Genomic DNA, 20745 nt, shown 5'->3' on the forward strand with positions numbered 1-20745 from the left:
GTCGTCTCTTGGAAATGTTTATTCGGTAACCGCTTGTGCCTGGCCGCCACTTTGCAGCAAGACAGGCACTTGCACCACTGCTGCATCGGTGTTGTCGTCGTCCGCCAAGGCGGGGTCGGGCACTGGGGTCAGTTTGGTAACAGCCTGCATTTTCTCCAGCAAGGCCTTGGAGGGCTCATGCCCTTTGGCGCTGGCGCGCTCCAGCCATTGCATGGCCAACGGGCGGTTGTGGGGGATGCGTTTGCCTTCGTACAGCAATTGCCCCAGCAGGTACATCGCTTGCACCTCGCCTTGTTCTGCACTGGTGTTCAAGAGGCTGGCCAATGCAGGGTCTTCGGGTTGCAGGGGCACTTGGCCGTTGATCACTTGCAAGGCCAGGTCAAGGCTGGCCTGGGGGTGGCCCAGGCGGGCTGCGCGGCGCACCCAGTAGGTGCTGTCCTCGCCTTGAATACCCGCCAGCCTCAACATGGCTTGCGCATCGTTGCTGGCCGCCAGGTTGTACAGCAGGCGGCGTATGGTTTCGCACCGTTCATTGGCGGTGCAGGGCAGTGTGGTGTCCAGGGGTTCCCTGTCGAGCCTGGCCAGGGCATGGTAGGTGCAAGGGCGGTAAGTGTCGGCACATTGCAGCAAAATGCTTTCGGCTTCCACTTTGCTGTGCCCAAACGGTTGGTCTGCTTTGCTGTCCAGCACTGTTTGTGAATACAACAGTTGTGCAGGCCGGTATTGCTCACGGGCTGCGCGTCGTAGCCAGCCCAAGCCTTCTGTCAGTTGTTTGTTGAGGTCTGCCGGGTTGGCACCCAACACATCCAGCATCAGCAGTTGGCCCAGGTAGTACTGGGCGACGACATGGTTCTGCGTGGCGGCTTTGCCCAGCCACACCCGGCCCGCTTTCAGGTCGCGTGGAACAACATCCCCCTCAATCAATGACAGCCCCACCGCAGTTTGTGCCACCGGGTCTCCGGTTTCTGCTTTGCGCAGGTTGGTCTTGTACAGTTCCAGTGAGTTCACCACCGTGGCGTTGGTGTATGCCGGCTGTGTCACTTGGTCCAGGGGTTGAGCCTGAGCAAAGGCCTGAGCACAACCCACACAAAGCAGCACAGCCCAAGTGTGGCGTAAAAGGGTAGAGAGGTATGCAGGCATCATGCACTCAACTGTTTGATAAGGCCTTTGATGAATTGAACCCGGTCGCTCACCTTGGGAATGCTGCGGTTGACACGCAGCTTCTCGGGGCCTGCCAGTTTCATGTCTTTTTCTTTTTGAATCATGAGAATGATTTTGCCAGCATCCACATTGGGTTGAGCATCAAATTGCACCACCGTGGCCTCGGATGAGCTGTCGATTTTGGCCACTCCCAAAGGCTTGGCCAGAATGCGCAAGCGGTGGGTGTCCAGCAGTGCAGTGGCCGCATCGGGCAGTTTGCCAAACCGGTCGATGAGTTCTTCCTGAATCAGGGCAATGTCATCGAGTTCGTCGGTGCTGGCCAAACGCTTGTACAAAGTCAGGCGCTCATGCACGTCCGGGCAGTAGTCTTCGGGCAGCAGGGCCGGTGTGTGCAAGTTGATTTCAACGGTGGCATTCAGCGGCGCTGTCAGGTCGGGTTCTTTGCCAGCGCGCAGGCTGCGCACGGCATGGTTCAGCATGTCGGTGTACATCTGGAAGCCCACCTCATGCACATTGCCGCTCTGGTTGGCGCCCAGCACCTCGCCCGCGCCGCGAATTTCCAGGTCGTGCATGGCCAGGTAAAAACCACTGCCCAAGTCTTCCATCATGGTGATGGCCTCCAGGCGTCGACCTGCGGTTTTGCTCAAACCTTCTTCGCTATTGACCATGAGGTAGGCATACGCCTGATGGTGTGAGCGGCCCACTCGGCCCCGCAGCTGGTGCAATTGGGCCAAACCAAACTTGTCGGCCCGGTGGATCACAATGGTGTTGGCGGTGGGTACGTCAATGCCCGTTTCAATGATGGTGCTGCACAGCAACACATTGAAGCGCTGCTGGTAAAAATCCCGCATCACACGTTCCAGGTCGCGCTCGTTCATTTGCCCGTGCGCAATACCAATGCGGGCCTCCGGGATGATGCGCTCCAGTGCCTCTTTGCGGTTTTCGATGGTGTCCACTTCATTGTGGAGGTAGTACACCTGGCCACCGCGTTTCAGTTCGCGCAGCACCGCTTCACGAATCACGCTGTCGGTTTCGCGGCGAACGAATGTTTTAATGGCCAGTCGCCGTTGTGGGGCTGTGGCAATCACCGAGAAATCCCGAATGCCTTCCATGCTCATGGCCAGCGTACGGGGAATCGGTGTGGCTGTCAGGGTGAGCACATCCACCTCGGCCCGCAGGTTTTTCAGGGCTTCTTTTTGTCGAACGCCAAATCGGTGTTCCTCATCAATAATCACCAAACCCAAGCGTGAAAACTCAATGTCGGCACTAAGCACCTTGTGCGTGCCGATGATGATGTCGGCCTTGCCTGCGTTGATGAGGTCAATCGCTTCGCGAATTTCCTTGGCTGATTTAAAGCGGGACAGTTCAACCACCTTGACGGGCCAGTCTGCAAAGCGGTCTGAGAAGGTTTGAAAATGCTGCTCGGCCAGCAACGTGGTGGGCGCGAGCAACACCACCTGTTTGCCGTCCATCACGCTGACAAAGGCGGCCCGCAGGGCGACTTCGGTTTTTCCAAAGCCCACATCGCCACACACCAGGCGGTCCATGGGGCGTGTGGATGTCATGTCCGAAATCACCGCGTGGATGGCCGCAGCCTGGTCCGCCGTTTCTTCAAAACCAAATTTTTCAACAAAGGCTTCATAGTCCGACAGGCTGAGTTTGAACTGGTGCCCCTGCCGCAGGGCGCGGCGTGCATACAGGTTCAGCAATTCAGCGGCCGTGTCGCGTACCTGCTTGGCTGCTTTGTTTTTGGCTTTCTCCCACTGGCCCGAGCCCAAGGCATGCAATGGGGCATTTTCGGGGTCGGCACCGCTGTAGCGGGCAATCACATGCAGTTGGGATACAGGCACAAACAGGTTGGTGCCGTTGGCGTATTCCAGGTGCAAAAATTCGGAGGCACCTTCACCCAAGTCCATGCTGGTCAGGCCTTTGTAACGGCCAATGCCATGTTGCTGGTGCACCACCGGGTCGTCCACCTTGAGTTCAGACAAATCCCGAATCATCGATTCGACATTGCTTTGCCGTTCCTGGGATCGACGTGCCGCACGGCGTCGCGCGGTGAGCGCAAACAGTTCGGCCTCGGTCACCAAAGCGACCACGCGCTCCAGTCCGCGGTGAATGGCGAAGCCCCGGTCCAGTGTGGCGGTGGTCAACACAAAATGCGCATCGCCGCCCAGCGCGGCCTGTAGCGAGTTGGCCTGTGCAGGTTTCAGGCCATGTTCAGCAAAATACTGAAGCAAGGTTTCTCGGCGTCCATCACTGGGTGCCGTCACCACCACTTGCCGGTAGCCTGCACCACCGGCCTGTTCAATCAAGGTTCGCAGCTTGAACAGCGGGTCTTCAGCACGCCGGTCCACGGTCAGCTCGGGCAACGCCGCGCCTGCATATTCGGGCACCAATGCATTTTTGCTGTCCGACAAATTCACCCGGGCAGCATGCTCAAACCGTTTGAAAAATTCATCCGCGCCCAGATAGATTTCGCTGGGGCGCAGAATGGGGCGTTCAATGTCCTTGGACAAAAAATCGAATCGGCTTTGGGTCTCGCTCCAGAAGGTTTGTAGGGCTTGGGCTACATCACCATGTTGAACCAGGGCCACTTTACTGGTCGGCAGGTAATCGGCCAGCGTGGCGGTGTTTTCGAAAAACAGTGGCAAATAATATTCAATACCTGCCGAGGCCACACCGCTGCCCATGTCGCGGTAGATGCCCACGCGAGATGGGTCGCCTTCAAAGCGCTCGCGCCATTTGCTGCGGAACTGCGCACGGCTTTGTTCGTCCATGGGGTATTCACGGCCCGGGAGCAGCCGCATTTCACGCACGGGGTACAAGCTGCGCTGGGTGTCCACATCAAAGGTTTTGATGGACTCGATTTCATCATCGAACAGGTCGATGCGAAATGGCAACGCCGTGCCCGTGGCAAACAGGTCGATAATGCCGCCGCGGATGCAATATTCACCCGGGGTCATGACCTGTGACACATGGTTGTACCCCGCTACCGTGAGTTGCTCTCGCAGCTTTTTTTCGTTCAGTTTGTCGCCGGTTTTGAAGAAAAACGTGCTGCCCGCCAAAAATGCGGGTGGTGCCAGGCGTTGAATGGCGGTGGATGCGGCCACCAGCAACACGTCCAGATCGCCCAGGAGCGTGTGGTACAGCGTTGCCAGGCGTTCAGACACCAGGTCTTGGTGAGCGGACAAGCTGTCGTAGGGCAGGGTTTCCCAGTCGGGCAGGTAGTGCGCACGCAACTCGGGCGCAAACAGGGCGATTTCGTCTTTCAGTCGGGTGGCATCGTGCGTGCTGGCGCACACCACCACACACAAGCGTTGCTGAGCCTTGGCCTGTAGGCAGAGTTGGGCCAACAAAAAAGCGTCTGCACTGCCTGGTGGATGGGCCAAGCTCAACTTGTGGCCCCCGGTCAACTGGAAAGAGGAAGTAAAATACGACTGCATACAAACAAACGGGGCTGACTTGGTCAGCCGCTATTATAAGGCGGGCCAGGCCCGACAGGAATCTGTACAGATGGCCAGACCAGCCAGGTATTTTGGATTGATCCCCGCCGGTGGCGTGGGAAAGCGCTTTGGGGGCGACACACCCAAGCAATATGCTTTGCTGGGTGAGCTTACCGTGCTTGAGCGAAGCGTGAATGCGATGTTGGCCGATGACCGGGTGGTGCGGGTGTATGTCGTGGTGTCCAAGGATGACACCCAGGCCGAGCGTTTGTTTGAGGACCACCCGCGGGTGCAGGTGCTGAAAGTGGCTGGCCGGGAGCGGGCCAACACGGTGCTCAATGCCCTGCAACACTTGCTCGAACAATTCAAAATTGACGATACCGATTGGGTGCTGGTGCACGATGCTGCGCGACCAGGCCTAAGCCAGTCAGCATTGAAGCGCTTGATGGATGAGGCCTCTACCCATGTGGCGGGCGGCCTGCTGGCCTTGCCAGTGGCCGACACCTTGAAGAAGGTGAATCGTACCGAGGATGGCGAGGTGGTGGTACAACAGACCGTGCCGAGGGATTCCCTGTGGGCGGCCCAAACCCCCCAAATGTTTCGCGCACAGGCCTTGGCGTTGGCCATCACCGAATGCCTGTACAAAGACGTGCAGCTGACAGACGACGCCAGCGCCATCGAAACCATGGGCATCAGCCCCTTGATTGTTGAAGGCCATCTTGAGAACATGAAAATCACCCACAGTGCAGACTTGCACACCGTGGCAACCTTGCTGGGCCTGGAGGGCAAATCGGCATGAGTGTGGATGTGTTGGCCCTGCGACGACTGCGCGTGGGGCAGGGCTATGATGTGCACCGTTTGGTTGAAGGGCGAAAGCTTGTCTTGGCCGGTGTTGACATTGAGTCGCCAGTGGGGCTGCTGGGGCATTCCGATGCCGATGCCTTGCTGCATGCCGTGACTGACGCAGTGCTGGGCGCTGCGGCGCTGGGTGACATTGGCCGTCATTTTTCAGACACTGACCCGGCCTTTGAAGGTGCAGACAGTGGCGTTTTGCTGCAAAAAACCCTGGCGCTGGCGGCCAGCCAGGGCTATCAACTGGTGAATGTAGACACCACCCTGATTTGCCAAAGCCCCAAATTGGCCCCACACATGGACCGCATGCAGGCCAGCCTTGCCCGGTTGTGTGGTCTGGATGCAGGGTGTGTCAATATCAAGGCCAAGACCAATGAAAAGCTGGGTTATTTGGGTCGTAAGGAAGCGATTGAAGCCCAGGCCGTTGTACTGATGATCAAGGATTTGCCCGCATGATCGCACTGGGTATTTCCACCAGCAGTGGCGTGGCCAAAGTGTCGGCTGTCCAGCAGGCGGAGGCCAACGCTGCACAGCACAGTCTTCAGGGTTTTGCCTTCAACACCTGTTTTGAGTTTTCCATTGAGGACTACAAAGCGCAGTCTGTCGAGCTGTTGCCCAGGCTGTCGCAAGCGTTGGCTGAGCATGGCCTGGCCTTGGGCGACCTGACCGTGTTGGCCGTGGACATTGGCCCCGGCGGGTTCACCAGTTTGCGCACGGCTTGTGGCGTTGTACAAGGCTTGGCCGTGGCTTTGGACAAGCCGGTTGTGCCGGTCACCAGTTTTGAGTGCATGGCCACTCAGGCCCGTCTGGACGGTTCAACGCCGGTGGATGCTGCGCATCTACCCTGCATCCTCGATGCCCGATTGGGCGAGTTGTATGTGGGTATTGTGGATGTTCAGGCTCAAGGCGTGAGCTTGTATGGCCATGCCGCCCTGTGTGCTTGGGATGATCTGGATTCATGGGTGACTGGCCATGCACACCAAGTGGTGCCCTTGGCCTTGTGTGACGCTGCTGTGGTGGCTGGTTTGACGGAGCGCTTCGGTGCGTTGCCAGCCTGGGTTCTACCAACAGCGGGCCCCTCGGCGGTTGCGGCCGCCGCATTGGGTGGATTGCGTTATTTACATCAACAAACCAGCGAACCCATGGCATGCCAACCGCTGTATGTGCGGGACAAAGTGGCGCAAACAACGGCTGAACGACAGGCGATTAAACATGGCCTTGTTTAGCATACGCCCCATGCGTGAAGACGATGTGCCGCAGGTCATCGAGATTGAAAACCGGATCTATGAGTTTCCCTGGTCGGCGCGCAACTTTCTCGATTCGCTAAGGGCTGGGTATGACCTGCACTGCTTTTTGCTGGACGATGTGTTGGTGGGCTACATTGTCATGATGCAGGTGGTGGATGAAGTGCATTTGCTGAATATTTCCGTGAGTGCCGACCAACAAGGCAAGGGCTACGGCAAACACCTGCTGCAATGGGGTTTAAGCCGCGCCCGCATGGCGGGCCTGGAGGGCATGTTGTTGGAGGTGCGGCCCAGCAATACGGTGGCCAAGGCTTTGTACGACCAGCAGGGCTTCAAGTTGATTGGTGTTCGCAAAAATTACTATCCAGCCCGTGTGGGCCGTGAAGACGCTCTGGTGCTGTTCAAACGCCTGGGGCAAGGACTGGACATATCCGCATGAATGCACCGACGAATTCCAAAGCTGCACTGTTTGATGCCATGGGCTTGGGCCCTGTGTGGGAACTTCGCAAACCGCAGGTTGCATCCGATGCTGTACTGCCACCCACAGAGCCATCAAAGCCAGCTGGCTTGCCTGTTGACCTGGCTGCGTTGCAACAGCAGGTTGCCCAGTGCCAGGCTTGCGGATTGTGCAAAACTCGTCAGCAAACTGTTTTTTCAGCTGGGGTGAGCACTGCGAGCCTGATGGTGGTGGGTGAGGCACCCGGTGCTGACGAAGATGCGCAAGGCGAACCCTTTGTGGGGCGAGCAGGCCAACTGCTCGACAAATTGTTGATGTCTATGGGGCGAAACCGGCAAAGCAATGTCTACATTGCCAACGTGCTGAAATGCCGCCCACCTGGCAACCGCAACCCCGAAGCCGATGAAATTGCGCAGTGTGAACCATACCTTCGACAGCAGTTGGCCCTGGTACAACCCAAGGTGCTGTTGTTGGTGGGGCGTTTTGCCATTTCAACATTGCTGAACACCGACAAACCCATTTCCCAACTTCGCGGCCAGGTCCATTCGGTCAACATTCAAGGCCAGGAAGTCCCTGCGGTGGTCAGTTACCACCCGGCATACTTGCTGCGTCGTCCCGAGGAAAAGGCAAAGTCCTGGGATGATTTGTTGTTGTTGAAACGGGTGATGGCAGAGCACAACGCCTGAAAGCATTGTGTGTTAGGGGTTGTGAATACCAACAGGGCGTTCTTCGCCAATGTGGGCTTCCACGTCAAACAGCCGTTGGTTGTGGCGGTGCCACAGAATCACCATGAACATGGCCGCCATCACAAAGCCGCCAAACAGCAAAATCACAGTGTTCACGTGGACATTGAAGCTGATCAGCAGGGCATATATGCCCAGCATGGTCAGTACCGAAATGTTTTCATTGAAGTTTTGAATCGCGATTGAACGGCCAGCGCTCATCAAGACATGACCGCGGTGTTGAAGCAGGGCATTCATGGGCACCACGAAGAACCCACTGAGCCCACCAATCAAAATGATCAGAACCACCGCCAATGCAAGGTTGTGGACCAAGGTCATCAGCATGCACACCAGGCCCATGGCGATGCCCATGGGCAGTACGCGCATCGACTTTTTCAAAGGAATGATTTTCGCCGCAATGATGGCGCCACCCGCCACACCAAATGCACAAATGCCTTGCAGCATGGCGCCCTTGTCCAGCGACAGGCCCAACGCCGCTTCAGCCCATTTGAGCACGATGAACTGCAGCGTGGCGCCGGCACCCCAAAACAGGGTGGTGACTGCCAGCGAAATTTGCCCCAGTTTGTCTGACCACAGGCGCTTGAAGCAGCCGAAAAACTTGCGGGTCATGATGATGGGGTGGTTCAGTTGGGGCTCATACCGTGCGCCCGTGTCTGGAATGTTCAGGTTGAACACCGCTGCAATCAAATAGCCAAAGGTGATCACGAAAATGGCCGCCTCGGCGGGTGTTTTCATGCCCTCGATGATGCCGGGAATGTGCATTTGCATGAGGTGCTCGGCCGTGGACGGCGAGATCAAAAAACCGCCCAGCATGGTTCCCAGAATAATGGACAGCACCGTCAATCCTTCGATCCAGCCATTGGCGGCCACCAGTTTGTCGTGCGGCAACAGCTCGGTGAGAATGCCGTATTTGGCTGGGGAATAGGCGGCTGCGCCGAACCCCACCACCGCATAAGACACCAGCGGATGGAATCCAAAAAACATCATGAGGCAACCCACCACCTTGATGGCATTGGTGATGAACATCACCTTGCCCTTGGGCAGGGTGTCGGCAAAGCCGCCCACAAAGGGGGCCAGCACCACATAAGACACCACAAAGAACAGTTTGAGCAGAGGGGTCATCCATTCCGGCGACTGGATTTGAAACAGCAAGGCAATGGCTGCGATCAGCAAGGCGTTGTCCGCCAGCGACGAAAAAAACTGCGCCGCCATGATGGTGTAGAAGCCAGGTTTCATTCACAGATCGATGCAAGCGCCAATATTCTTTGGCTTGCGGTCTCGTTGCTCTTTCAACAATGTTGAGGCGTTATATCATATTCACACTGATTGCGTGTGACAGTCCGACCAATTTAACAAGTTCGAGCGCAAGCCGTTCTCCCTGTATGCCCCGTCCCATTCGTGCCCTGGTCAAGCCCTCGGCCATTGATTACAACCTTCAACGCATCCGGGCCATCAACCCGGCCTGGCATTGCATGCCGGTGGTCAAGGCCCACGCCTACGGTCATGGGCTGGAAAGGTTGTTACCGGGGTTGCAGTCAGCAGATAGCCTGGCCATTCTGGAAATTTCAGGTGCTGCTGCACTGCGGGAACTGGGGTGGTCCAAACCGATCGTGTTGCTGGAAGGTTGTTTTGATGCAGCCGATGTTGAGCACGCTGTTGCACTGGGGCTCGATTGGGTGGTGCACGACCCTGCACACCTGCAAGCGGTGGTGGACTTGGCTGCCCGTTGGCGGGACACCCAACACGCCCCGCGTATTTTCTTGAAGATCAACACAGGCATGAACCGCTTGGGCTTTACAGCCGAGACTGCGCCTGCGGCCATTGAACAACTCGATGCACTGGCAAGCGCATTGAATTGGCCCGTGCCGGTGCTCATGACCCATTTTGCCAACGCCGATGCCCCGCAGTTGGCTGATGCCAACCCCAGCGCCCAAGCGCAGCATGCGGCGTTGATGCGCTTAAAACCTGCCCACTGGTTGAGTAGTCTCGCCAACTCCGCTGGCGTATTGAATTGCCCTCAATGGGCAGGCGACATTGTGCGGCCGGGTATTGCGATATACGGCGCCACCCCGGGCCCCAAAAAAGCTCAGGAATATGGTTTGAAGCCTGTGATGAGCCTGCGCAGCCAGGTGATTGCCATTCAGACCGTTGCTGCCGGTGAGCGGGTTGGCTATGGCTCCCGTTGGCAGGCCAGCCGTGCGGCGCGCATTGGTGTGGTGGCGTGTGGGTATGCAGATGGATACCCACGTCACGCGCCCGATGGCACCCCGGTGGTGGCAGCGGGTCAACGGGTGCCGTTGGCAGGCCGAGTGTCCATGGACATGCTGACCATCGACATCACCGATGCACCGCAGGTGCAGTTGGGCAGCGAGGTCGAGCTGTGGGGCGAAGCGGTGTCGATTGACGAGGTGGCTGAGCATGCCGGCACCATTGGTTACGAATTGATGTGTGCACTGGCGCCCCGCGTGCCGGTCACCGTGGTTGAAGGTTAAGCCCCAATGGCCAAAGCAAAAAGCCAGTACCAATGCACCGAGTGTGGTGCGGTGTTTGCCAAGTGGCAGGGCCAATGTGGCGAATGCAACAACTGGAACACCGTCGTGGAGTCGGTGGTTGCACCGGTTACTGCAAAAACCAACCGCTTCACAGCGCTGGCTGCCCAAAGCAGTCAGGTTATTAAACTGGCCGATATTCAGGCCCAGGAGTATCCCCGATTTTCCAGCGGGGTGGGCGAGTTTGACAGGGTGCTGGGTGGTGGTCTGGTGCCGGGCATGGTGGTGTTGTTGGGCGGCGACCCAGGCATCGGCAAATCAACCTTGTTGTTGCAGTCCATGGTTCACCTGGCCCAGCATGCCAACACCTTGTATGTCAGCGGTGAAGAATCGGCGGGTCAAATTGCGCTGCGCGCCCAGCGCCTGGGCCTTGAACATGCCAGCCTCAGTGTTCTCACCGAAATCCAGCTGGAACAAATCCTGGCGCAAATCGAAGTCATCAAGCCCCAAGTGCTGGTCATCGACTCCATCCAGACCCTGTACACCGCAGAACTGTCGGCTGCACCAGGGTCGGTCAGCCAAGTTCGTGAGTGTGCCAGCCAGCTGACCCGTGTGGCCAAAAGCCTCGGCATCACCACCATTTTGGTGGGCCATGTCACCAAGGAAGGCACCCTGGCCGGCCCCCGCGTCTTGGAACACATCGTGGACACCGTGCTGTACTTCGAAGGCGATTCCCAATCCTCATTCCGACTGGTGCGCGCCTTCAAAAACCGGTTTGGTGCCGTGAATGAGCTCGGCGTGTTCGCCATGACAGACCGTGGGCTCAAAGGGGTCAACAATCCCTCTGCGCTGTTTTTGTCGCAACAAACGGATTGGGTGCCCGGCTCATGTGTCATGGTCACGCAGGAAGGGGCTCGCCCTTTGCTGGTGGAAATTCAAGCCTTGGTTGATTCGTCGCATTCGCCTGCGCCTCGGCGTTTGTCGGTGGGTTTGGAGCAAAACCGCCTGGCCATGTTGCTGGCGGTGCTTCACCGCCACGCCGGCTTGCAGTTTTTTGATCAGGATATTTTCATCAATGCAGTGGGCGGTGTACGCATTTCCGAACCGGCAGCCGACCTGGCCATTGTGCTGGCCATGGTGTCGTCCCTGAAAAACAAACGCTTGCCGCGTGAGCTTGCCGTGTTTGGCGAAATTGGTCTGTCGGGTGAACTAAGGCCTGCGCCCCGGGGGCAGGACCGGTTGCGAGAAGCGGCCAAATTGGGCTTTACCCATGCCCTGGTGCCCGCCAGCAATGTGCCCAAACAGGCCATTGATGGTTTGCAAGTCATTGGTGTTGAACGGATTGAGCAGGCCTTGTCTGCACTTCGTGACACGCTGCACTGTTTTTGACTAATTGGTCATTTGACACCACAATTGCCGGATTCTGATTCCTCACCATGAAGAGTGAAGTATGGTTCCCCTCTGCCCGGTTAAGCCTTGGTTGTTGATGGCCGCACTGGCGCTGTCGCTGACCGCCTGTTCCCGTTCTGCCCCCGACACGTCTGAAGTCATTCGCCCAGTGCGTGTGATGGCGTTGAAAGCCGATGGCACGGAGTCGGAGGATACCTTTCCTGCCCAGATTGAACCCCGTTACAGCGCCAGCCTCAGTTTTCAGGTGGGTGGTCGATTGATTGCACGGCTGGCGGATGTGGGGGACCGTGTTAAAAAAGGTCAAGTTCTGGCCCGAGTGGACCCGCAAGACCTCAAACTGGCCTTGCAGGCTGCGCAGGCCCAATTCGCCGCCGCAAACACCGAATACCTGCAGAACAAAACCGACTTGGCCCGGTTTAAAACCCTGCGCGAACAAAATTTTATTAGCCAAGCGGAGCTGGACCGTCGGCAACTCGCATTGGATGCGGCTGAAAGCCGCTTGACGCAAGCCCGTGCACAACTGAACGTACAGCAAAACCAGGCGCAATACAGCGAGTTGAAAGCCCCGAATGATGGAGTGATTTCGCAAGTACTGCTGGATGCCGGTCAGGTGGTTGCACCGGGGCAGCCTGTCTTGCAATGGGCCAACGAAAAGGCGGTGCAGGTGCGCATGGCCGTGCCTGAGGGTCGGGTCAAAGACATTCGGGATGGGCAGGTTGCGGTGGTGGACTTGTGGTCCATTCGGCAGCAATTGAAAGCCACTGTGCGTGAAGTGGGCCCTGTGGCCGACCCCATCACCCGAACCTATCCGGTCTATCTGGATTTGACGCAATCCGCGCCGGATGCTCGCTTCGGCATGAGTGCCACGGTACGGTTTGCAGCCCGCAATCCGGATGTGGCCTTCAAGCTGCCGGTGGCTGCGCTGGTTGCAGAGGCCACTGGTGCGTTTGTGTGGGTGTTTGATGAGGCCAAAGGTGAAGTTCACCGACGACCCGTCAAACCCTATGATGTCAACGAAACCAGTTTTTTGGTCAAAGACGGACTGAAAGATGGTGAGTTGGTGGTGACCGCAGGTACCCACACCCTCAGTGAGGGGCAAAAGGCCCGCCGATTCATCGAGACAGCAGACCTGGCCAAAAAAGCCAAAGCCCTGCAGGACGGGGAGGGTGGCGCAACCCAACCGTCACCAGGCTCATCGCCTGAGCCCACTCGGTAAGGTCAGTCTTCATGAAAAAACTGAACCTTTCCCGTTGGGCGTTGGAAAACCAGCCCCTGATCCGTTTTTTGCTGGCTGTCTTCATCTTCGCGGGCAGTGCCGCATTTTTCTCCTTGGGGCAGGAAGAGGATCCGCCCTTTGTCTTCCGTGGCATGGTGGTGCGTGCGTATTGGCCGGGTGCCACATCCATGCAAATGGCGCAGCAGGTGGCCGACCCCATCGAAAAAGTCATGCAGGAAGTACCGTACGCCGACAAAATCCGCTCCTATTCCAAACCAGGCGAGTCTGTCATTTTCCTGCTGCTAAAAGACAGTGCGCCGCCCAAGGAGGTGGCCAATATTTGGTACACCACCCGCAAGCGTGTCAACGACATGGCCAGCAGGCTGCCCCATGGTGTGATTGGCCCCTTCTTCAATGACGAGTTTGGTGACACCTTCGGCGTCATGCTGGCCTTTTCTGCCGATGGTTTCAAATACAACGAGTTGAAAGACTTTGTGACCCAGGTGCGCCAAGACCTGCTTCGCGTACCCGATGTGGCCAAAGTCCAGCTGTTTGGTGTACAGGCCGAGAAGGTGTACATCGATGTGTCGCACTACAAACTCGCCAAATTGGGCATTTCCGCGCAAAGCGTGCTCGACCAAATCAATGGCCAAAATGCAGTCACGTCGCAAGGTGTGCTGAGTCTGGAAGAACAGAAAATCTGGTCTCGTGTTGAAGGCCAGTTTGACTCGATTGACGACATTGCCAACACGCCCATCCGTGCAGGTAATCAGACCGTGCTTCTCAAAGACTTTGCCGAAGTTCACCGGGGCTATGAAGACCCACCCATGTCCAAAATGCGGGTCAATGGCAAAGAAGTGATTGGCTTGGGTATTTCCATGGTCAATGGTGGAGACATCATTCGACTGGGCAAAAACCTTGAGAAAGAAGAGGCGCGCATTCTGTCTCAATTGCCGGTGGGTGTTGAGATGATGCGGGTGGCCGACCAACCCGAGTCGGTGCGGACCTCGGTCAATGAGTTTGTGAAGGTGCTGATTGAAGCGATTGTGATTGTGTTGGGGGTGAGCTTTGTCAGCCTGGGCCTTCACACCAAACCGCTGCGTGTGGACATGCGCCCCGGCTTGGTGGTGGCACTGACCATTCCGCTGGTGTTGGCCATGACGTTTTTGGCCATGTCGTACTTCGGCATTAACCTGCACAAGATTTCGCTGGGTGCCCTCATCATCGCTTTGGGCTTGTTGGTGGACGATGCCATCATCGCCGTCGAAATGATGGTGCGCAAACTGGAAGAGGGTTATTCACGTTTCGATGCGGCCACGTTCGCATACGAATCCACTGCTGTACCCATGCTCACCGGCACCTTGATTACAGCAGCCGGCTTCCTGCCCATTGCGCTGGCCAAGTCGGCCGCCGGCGAGTACACCTATTCCATTTTTGCGGTCACAGCGATTGCGTTGTTGCTGTCGTGGATCGTGGCGGTGGTGTTTGTTCCCTACATTGGTTATTGGCTGTTGAAAAAGCCAAAGGATGGGGAAGGGCACCATGAGGTGTTCGACACACCGTTCTATGCGCGTTTCCGGCGTTGGATCGAGGCTTGTGTTCGCCACCGCTGGATCACCATCGGCGTGACCATTGCGGCATTCTTCCTGGGTGGCTTCTCATTCAAGTTCATTGAGCAGCAGTTTTTCCCCGACTCCAACCGCCTGGAAATCATGGTGGACTTGTGGCTGCCCGAGGGCACTGCATTTGCACAAACCGAGGCACAGGCCAAAAAGCTGGAGGCTTGGCTGGCCCAGCAGCCTGAGGTGGACCGTTATGCCGCCTTTGTGGGTGACGGGGCGCCGCGTTTCTACCTGTCGCTGGACCAAAAGTTTGTTCAAAGCAACCTGGCCGAGTTCATTGTGATTCCGAAGGACTTCAAGTCTCGCGAAGTGCTCCGCAAAAAAATGAAGGACCACCTGGAACAGAATTTCCCGGATGTTCGTCCCCGGGTCACCTTGCTGCCCAATGGTCCGCCCGTGACTTATCCGGTTCAGTTTGTGGTGCAGGGCCCCGACCCCTACGTGGTGAGGGCTGTTGCAGACCAGGTGAAGGCAGCAGTGTCTTCCAGCCAGTACACCCGGGGCACGCACGACAACTGGAATGAAAATGTGAAGGCCATGAAGGTGGAGGTGGACCAGGCCCGTGCGCGAGCTTTGGGTGTCAGCAGCGAGAGCATTGCGCAAGCATCCCAGGTTATTTTGTCGGGCGCACCAATCGGACAGTACCGAGAAGGCAACCGCCTCATCGACATTGTGTTTCGCAACCCCCCCAGCGAACGCGACACCTTGAGCGAACTCATGAATGCCAATGTGCCCACAGCCTCGGGTGCATACGTGCCTTTGTCCCAGGTTGGCAAAGTGACCATGGGCTTTGAGCCCGGTGTGATTTGGCGGCAAAACGGCGATTTTGCCATCACAGTGCAGGCCGATGTGGTGCCCGGTATTCAAGGCACCACGGTGGCACTGGCCATGAACAAGGCCTTGGAGCCCATGCGTGCGCAGTTGCCGCTGGGGGTTCGCATCAGCCTGGATGGCTTGGCTGCCGACTCTGGCAAGGCTCAAGAGTCCATCATGGCCAACGTGCCCTTGATGCTGTTTTTGGTGCTCACCCTGCTGATGCTGCAATTGAAGAGTTTTGGCCGAACGCTGCTGGTGTACCTCACGGGGCCCTTGGGCATCATTGGTGCGGCACTGGCCCTGATTGCAACCGGGCGTCCCTTCGGCTTTGTGGCGCAATTGGGGGTGATCGCCCTGTTTGGCATGATCATTCGCAATTCAGTGATTTTGGTGGACCAGATTGAGCAGGACCGCGCTGCCGGGGTGGACCCCTTTGAAGCCATCATTGGGTCTACCATCCGTCGCTCTCGACCGATCTTGCTGACAGCCGCCGCCGCCGTGCTGGCCATGATCCCGTTGATGCGGTCGCAATTCTGGGGGCCCATGGCCGTGGCCATCATGGGGGGCTTGATCGTGGCCACCCTGTTGACCTTGTTTTTCCTGCCGGCCTTGTATGCAGCGGCTTATCGCATCAAAAAGCCGCAGCAGGGCCCAACCAGCATGGTGTGATGGGCCATTCAGGCCCGCAACACCTGGGTTGTCCAACTGATGGAAAACTTTCGCAAGGGCGTCAAGGCCTTTTGCTCGGTCAGCAAGGCGGGTTGAGGCCCGTGCAGGCGGAATTCCCGCACCTTCATGCGGTAGAGCGCCCGCAAGGGGCGGCAAAACAGGCGCAGGTCGGCGGGCATTTGCTTCCAGGCTGCGTCAGCCACAGTCATCCGGCTTTGGGCCACCTGTGTGAACAGGGCGTGTGTGGCGTTGCTGTGTTGCCGCGAGCGAATCTGTTCAGCGGTCACACCATGTTGGCGGAGCGAGTCGATCGGTATGGGCTGAAATTGCTCGTCCAAGTACTTTGCAAGCCGCAGCAGCTGGCACAGTTGGGTGGATGCCATCCAGAAGTCCAACAAGGCTTGGTAAGCAGCCGGGTTTTTCAGGTCTGCTTGTTGTGCGGCCTCTTGTGCAAATTTCTGAGCGATGAGTGGTAGCCATGGCGAAATCGTTGCGCGGGTGCTGTGGTCCCACGCGGCTTGGTTTTCAAACCGGCTGGGTTCACAGGCAGCTGCCACTTGGTTGATGAGCACTGGCCAGTTGTCTGCATCCACGCCAGCCACCACATCCCGGGAAATGGCCTGAATCACCGGGTGCAGGTTGGTTTCTTGCCCCGCATTGGCCAGGGCATTGCGCCACCAGCCCAGTTTCACCTGGGTCAAGCCGGCTTCCAGCTGTTTCAGGCAGGCCTGGCGCAGTTCGTGGTTCAACGTAAACAGCCCCAACCAGTAGGCCTTCAGCTCCACAGGCTGGAACACGGTGGCGTAATGCAGGCTGGACAATTCCGGGCAGATTTTTTCCCGGCAATAGGCCAGCGGGGTTTCAAGCAGGGTCGACATGGCAACAACACGGGGCCCGAACGCGGGCCATTGAGGACAACGCTGAATTGTAGGGCATTTGGGGGAGCCTCCCCATGGATTGCGGGTGGACGATGGGCATCGGGCTTAAAAAGGGCTATACTTCGGCCCGTGCTGCGGATGTGGCGAAATTGGTAGACGCACCAGATTTAGGTTCTGGCGTGGCAACACGTGAAGGTTCGAGTCCTTTCATCCGCACCATTCTGAATGGCCTTTCCTGGGCCGAAATCCCGGTCAAATCGGTGCCCGCCCGGGTCAAACTCCCCCTCAAGTTGTGTAAGATAACGGCTATTGTAGAGGCCTCGCTCCACGGCTGTGGCGTGTCCATTCGTCGATCAACCCACCTGGTTTGTCCGGGTTATTCAAGCTCAAGAGTTCCAAATGACAGAAACCACCACCACTGCAAGCCCACTCGAGAAAACCATTTCTCTGAAGCTTTCAGTTGAAAAGATCAATGCTGAAGTTGAAAAGCGCCTTCAGAAAGTGGCGCGCACAGCTCGCATGCCAGGCTTCCGCCCCGGTAAGGTGCCCATGAAAATGGTTATCCAGACTTATGGCCCACAGGTGCATTCTGAAGTGCTGAACGACGAAATTGGCCGCACGTTCAACGAAGAAGTCCAAAAGCAGGACCTCCGCGTGGCTGGTACGCCCCGCATCGAGGCCGCTGAAGGTGCTGCCGAAGAAGCGTTGGAATTCAACGCCATTTTTGAAGTGTTTCCCGAGGTGAAGTTTGGCGACTTCGCAGCGCTGGAAGTAGAGAAAACCACGGTTGAAGTGTCCGACGCTGAAGTGGACAAAACCCTGGACATTCTGCGCAAACAGCGCGCAACCTTTGTGGCTGTGGATCGTGCTGCGCAAGACGAAGACAAGGTGACCCTGGACTTCGTTGGCAAAATTGACGGCGTGGCCTTTGCAGGTGGCACAGCCGAAGACTTCTCCTTCGTGGTGGGCAAGGGCCAAATGCTGCCCGAGTTTGAAGCTGCAGCCAAAGGCTTGAAAGCAGGCGAAACCAAAACGTTCCCGCTGAGCTTCCCCGAGGATTACCACGGCAAGGACGTGGCTGGAAAAACCGCCGAATTCGACATCACCATCAAATCGGTGGAAGGCGCGCAATTGCCCGAGCTGAACGAAGAATTTGCCAAGGCGATGGGCATTGCCGACGGCAGCATCGACAAGTTGCGTGAAGACGTGCGCGTCAATCTGTCCCGTGAAGTGAACAACCGCACCAAGGCGCAAACCAAAGAAGCCGTCATGAATGCGCTGCTGAAGGTTGCCGAGTTCGATGTGCCCAAAGCACTGATTCAGTCTGAAACTGCTGAATTGGCGCAGCGTGCCCGCGAAGACCTGCGCGCCCGCGGCATGAAAGACGTTGAAAACATCCAGCTGCCCGAAGATATTTTTGCTGCACAAGCCGAGCGCCGCGTTCGTCTGGGCCTGATCGTGTCAGACTTGGTCAAGAACAACAGCCTGCAGGCCAAGCCCGAGCAGGTTCGTGCTTACATTGAAGAACAGGCGCAAAGCTATGAAAACCCTGCCGAAGTCATGCAGTGGTATTTTCAGGACCGCGCCCGTTTGGCGGATGTAGAAGCCGTTATTCTGGAAGACAATGTGGTTGAATACACCTTGGCAAAAACCAAAGTGGTTGAGAAGAAACTGTCTTTTGACGAACTGATGGGAAATAAATAACGATGAAGTGGGACCCTCGCTCTATGACCGGAAATTTCAATAACTTCAGCAGTATGGAACCCCAAGGGAACATGTACGTTCCCATGGTGATTGAACAAAGTGGTCGGGGCGAGCGGGCCTATGACATCTATTCCCGTTTGTTGAAAGAGCGGGTCATCTTTTTGGTTGGCCCAATCAACGACCAAATGGCCAACGTGATCGTGGCCCAGATGCTGTTCCTGGAATCTGAAAACCCCGACAAAGACATCGCGCTGTACATCAACAGCCCCGGTGGTTCTGTGTCGGCTGGCATGGCCATTTACGACACCATGCAATTCATCAAGCCCGATGTTTCTACCCTGTGCACAGGCTTGGCCGCATCCATGGGTGCATTCCTGTTGTCCTCAGGTACCAAAGGCAAGCGCTTTTCGTTGCCCAACAGCCGCATCATGATTCACCAGCCGCTGGGTGGTGTTCAGGGGCAGGCTTCCGACATTGAAATTCACGCCAAGGAAATTCTGTACCTGCGTGAAAAGTTGAACGGCATTTTGGCCGACAACACCGGCAAGCCGATTGAGCAAATTGCGCGTGACACGGACCGTGACAATTTCATGGGTGCTGATGATGCCAAAAACTATGGCCTCATCGACGACGTGCTGAAACACCGAGTAGCGCCCGCAGAAGGCACGAAGTAATCCAGAACGTATGCAGGTGGCCCCTCGGGGCCCAAGGGATTGACGATGTCAGAAAAAAAAGGCTCCAGCGAAAAGCTGTTGTATTGCTCCTTCTGCGGCAAAAGCCAGCACGAGGTGAAGAAACTCATCGCCGGTCCATCGGTGTTCATCTGTGATGAATGCATCGAGCTGTGCAACGACATCATTCGCGACGAGGCTGCCGAGGCCACGGCCAATGGCGGTGGCGACAAATTGCCCACACCGCGCGAAATCCGCGCCATTCTGGACCAGTACGTGATCGGCCAGGACAAAGCCAAGCGCGTGTTGTCTGTGGCGGTTTACAACCACTACAAGCGCCTTCGTCACATGGGTGGCAAGAAGGACGACATCGAGTTGTCCAAGTCCAACATTTTGCTGGTCGGCCCCACAGGCTCTGGCAAAACCCTGTTGGCCCAAACGCTGGCCCGCCTGTTGAATGTGCCGTTCGTGATTGCCGATGCCACCACCCTGACAGAAGCCGGTTACGTGGGTGAAGATGTTGAGAACATCATTCAGAAGTTGCTGCAGAACTGCAACTATGAAGTCGAGAAAGCTCAGCGTGGCATTGTTTACATCGACGAAATCGACAAAATTTCCCGCAAGTCTGACAACCCGTCCATTACCCGCGACGTGTCGGGCGAGGGCGTTCAGCAAGCATTGTTGAAATTGATCGAAGGCACGGTGGCCTCTGTTCCTCCGCAGGGCGGGCGCAAGCATCCCAATCAGGATTTTGTCCAAATCGACACCACCAATGTGTTGTTCATTGTGGGTGGTGCCTTTGAAGGCCTGGACAAGGTGATTCGCAACCGATCCGAGCGCTCCGGCATTGGTTTTGGTGCCGAGGTCAAGAGCAAGAACGAAGAGAACGTCGGCACTGTGTTGGCTGAAGTCGAGCCTGAAGACCTGATCAAGTTCGGTATCATCCCTGAACTGGTGGGCCGCTTGCCCGTGATCGCGACGCTCGACGAACTGGACGAAGCGGCACTCATCGAAATCCTGACCAAGCCCAAAAACGCCCTGGTCAAGCAGTTTGAAAAGCTGCTGGAAATGGACGGTGCTGAACTGGAAATTCGTCCGTCTGCACTCAGCGCCATTGCCAAAAAAGCCATTCAGCGCAAAACAGGCGCCCGTGGTCTTCGAACCATTCTGGAGCAGGCGTTGTTGGGCGTTATGTACGACCTGCCCAATGAAGGTCATGTGAAAAAGGTGGTGGTGGATGAACCCACCATCAAAGGCGAAGGCCAGCCCTTGCTGATTTACGAAGACCAACCGAAAGTGGCTGGCAGCAAGGACAAGTCCTGATGCAGTTGGCTGATTCAAAAGCCTGCGCAAAATGACAAAAAAAG

General features: G+C 56.9%; 16 protein-coding genes and 1 tRNA gene. 13 read left to right on the forward strand and 4 right to left on the reverse strand.

From position 1 onward, the window contains the following. Nucleotides 1-18 precede the first annotated feature (18 nt). The gene (locus VGE55_RS07050) at nt 19-1143 is read right to left on the reverse strand and encodes a tetratricopeptide repeat protein (protein WP_331131007.1); all 1125 of its coding nucleotides are present in this window, start codon (nt 1141-1143) and stop codon (nt 19-21) included. Continuing rightward, nucleotides 1140-4607 carry a transcription-repair coupling factor gene (gene mfd, locus VGE55_RS07055; protein WP_414674975.1) on the reverse strand — a complete coding sequence of 1156 codons (3468 nt, stop codon included), beginning with the start codon at nt 4605-4607 and terminating at the stop codon, nt 1140-1142. Before mfd ends, VGE55_RS07050 begins: the two co-directional genes overlap by 4 nt. Nucleotides 4608-4677: 70 nt before the next feature. Here mfd and ispD point away from each other — a divergent pair, with 70 nt between their 5' ends. The 5 genes from ispD to VGE55_RS07080 are packed head-to-tail and all read left to right on the forward strand — an operon-like array spanning nt 4678 to nt 7846. After that, nucleotides 4678-5406, forward strand: a complete 729-nt coding sequence (ispD, locus tag VGE55_RS07060) for a 2-C-methyl-D-erythritol 4-phosphate cytidylyltransferase (protein ID WP_331131009.1) — start codon at nt 4678-4680, stop codon at nt 5404-5406. Further along, nucleotides 5403-5915: a 2-C-methyl-D-erythritol 2,4-cyclodiphosphate synthase gene (ispF, locus tag VGE55_RS07065; protein WP_331131010.1), complete on the forward strand. Its 513-nt coding sequence runs from the start codon at nt 5403-5405 to the stop codon at nt 5913-5915. The genes ispD and ispF overlap by 4 nt, the downstream gene beginning before the upstream one ends. Further along, nucleotides 5912-6685, forward strand: coding sequence for a tRNA (adenosine(37)-N6)-threonylcarbamoyltransferase complex dimerization subunit type 1 TsaB (tsaB, locus tag VGE55_RS07070; RefSeq protein ID WP_331131011.1), 774 nt, complete (start codon nt 5912-5914; stop codon nt 6683-6685). The genes ispF and tsaB overlap by 4 nt, the downstream gene beginning before the upstream one ends. Further along, on the forward strand, nt 6672-7142 hold the full coding sequence (gene rimI, locus VGE55_RS07075) for a ribosomal protein S18-alanine N-acetyltransferase (RefSeq protein WP_331131012.1): 471 nt from the start codon (nt 6672-6674) through the stop codon (nt 7140-7142). The genes tsaB and rimI overlap by 14 nt, the downstream gene beginning before the upstream one ends. Beyond that, the gene (locus tag VGE55_RS07080) at nt 7139-7846 is read left to right on the forward strand and encodes a uracil-DNA glycosylase (RefSeq protein WP_331131013.1); all 708 of its coding nucleotides are present in this window, start codon (nt 7139-7141) and stop codon (nt 7844-7846) included. The genes rimI and VGE55_RS07080 overlap by 4 nt, the downstream gene beginning before the upstream one ends. A gap of 12 nt (nt 7847-7858) precedes the next feature. On the opposite strand, the gene lplT is transcribed toward VGE55_RS07080, so the two are convergent. Beyond that, a complete protein-coding gene (gene lplT, locus VGE55_RS07085; RefSeq protein WP_331131014.1) occupies nt 7859-9139 on the reverse strand; it encodes a lysophospholipid transporter LplT in 1281 nt (426 codons plus the stop codon). Nucleotides 9140-9285: 146 nt separating this feature from the next. Here lplT and alr point away from each other — a divergent pair, with 146 nt between their 5' ends. From alr to VGE55_RS07105, 4 genes are all read left to right on the forward strand, one after another. Then, nucleotides 9286-10395: an alanine racemase gene (gene alr, locus VGE55_RS07090; RefSeq protein ID WP_331131015.1), complete on the forward strand. Its 1110-nt coding sequence runs from the start codon at nt 9286-9288 to the stop codon at nt 10393-10395. Nucleotides 10396-10401: 6 nt separating this feature from the next. Further along, nucleotides 10402-11781, forward strand: a complete 1380-nt coding sequence (gene radA / locus VGE55_RS07095; RefSeq protein ID WP_331131016.1) for a DNA repair protein RadA — start codon at nt 10402-10404, stop codon at nt 11779-11781. Between the two features lie 61 nt (nt 11782-11842). Further along, the gene (locus tag VGE55_RS07100; RefSeq protein WP_331131017.1) at nt 11843-13018 is read left to right on the forward strand and encodes an efflux RND transporter periplasmic adaptor subunit; all 1176 of its coding nucleotides are present in this window, start codon (nt 11843-11845) and stop codon (nt 13016-13018) included. An 11-nt stretch (nt 13019-13029) separates the two neighbouring features. Beyond that, entirely contained in the window at nt 13030-16125 is a 3096-nt protein-coding gene (locus tag VGE55_RS07105; RefSeq protein ID WP_331131018.1) for an efflux RND transporter permease subunit, read from the forward strand. 8 nt (nt 16126-16133) lie between these two features. On the opposite strand, the gene VGE55_RS07110 is transcribed toward VGE55_RS07105, so the two are convergent. Then, nucleotides 16134-17003, reverse strand: coding sequence for a squalene/phytoene synthase family protein (locus tag VGE55_RS07110; protein ID WP_331131019.1), 870 nt, complete (start codon nt 17001-17003; stop codon nt 16134-16136). A gap of 134 nt (nt 17004-17137) precedes the next feature. Between VGE55_RS07110 and VGE55_RS07115 the strand changes: the two genes are divergently transcribed. The 4 genes from VGE55_RS07115 to clpX all read left to right on the forward strand — a co-directional run bounded on the left by VGE55_RS07115 (nt 17138) and on the right by clpX (nt 20701). Beyond that, nucleotides 17138-17222: transfer RNA gene (locus VGE55_RS07115), tRNA-Leu, on the forward strand. Between the two features lie 180 nt (nt 17223-17402). After that, on the forward strand, nt 17403-18707 hold the full coding sequence (gene tig, locus VGE55_RS07120; protein ID WP_331131020.1) for a trigger factor: 1305 nt from the start codon (nt 17403-17405) through the stop codon (nt 18705-18707). A gap of 23 nt (nt 18708-18730) precedes the next feature. After that, a complete protein-coding gene (clpP, locus tag VGE55_RS07125; RefSeq protein WP_331131021.1) occupies nt 18731-19381 on the forward strand; it encodes an ATP-dependent Clp endopeptidase proteolytic subunit ClpP in 651 nt (216 codons plus the stop codon). A 45-nt stretch (nt 19382-19426) separates the two neighbouring features. Further along, the gene (gene clpX, locus VGE55_RS07130) at nt 19427-20701 is read left to right on the forward strand and encodes an ATP-dependent Clp protease ATP-binding subunit ClpX (RefSeq protein WP_331131022.1); all 1275 of its coding nucleotides are present in this window, start codon (nt 19427-19429) and stop codon (nt 20699-20701) included. The last annotated feature ends 44 nt before the right edge of the window (nt 20702-20745 follow it).

Origin of the sequence: Limnobacter sp. (assembly GCF_036405155.1) — a bacterium.
In the GTDB taxonomy this organism is placed as follows: Bacteria; Pseudomonadota; Gammaproteobacteria; order Burkholderiales; family Burkholderiaceae_B; genus Limnobacter.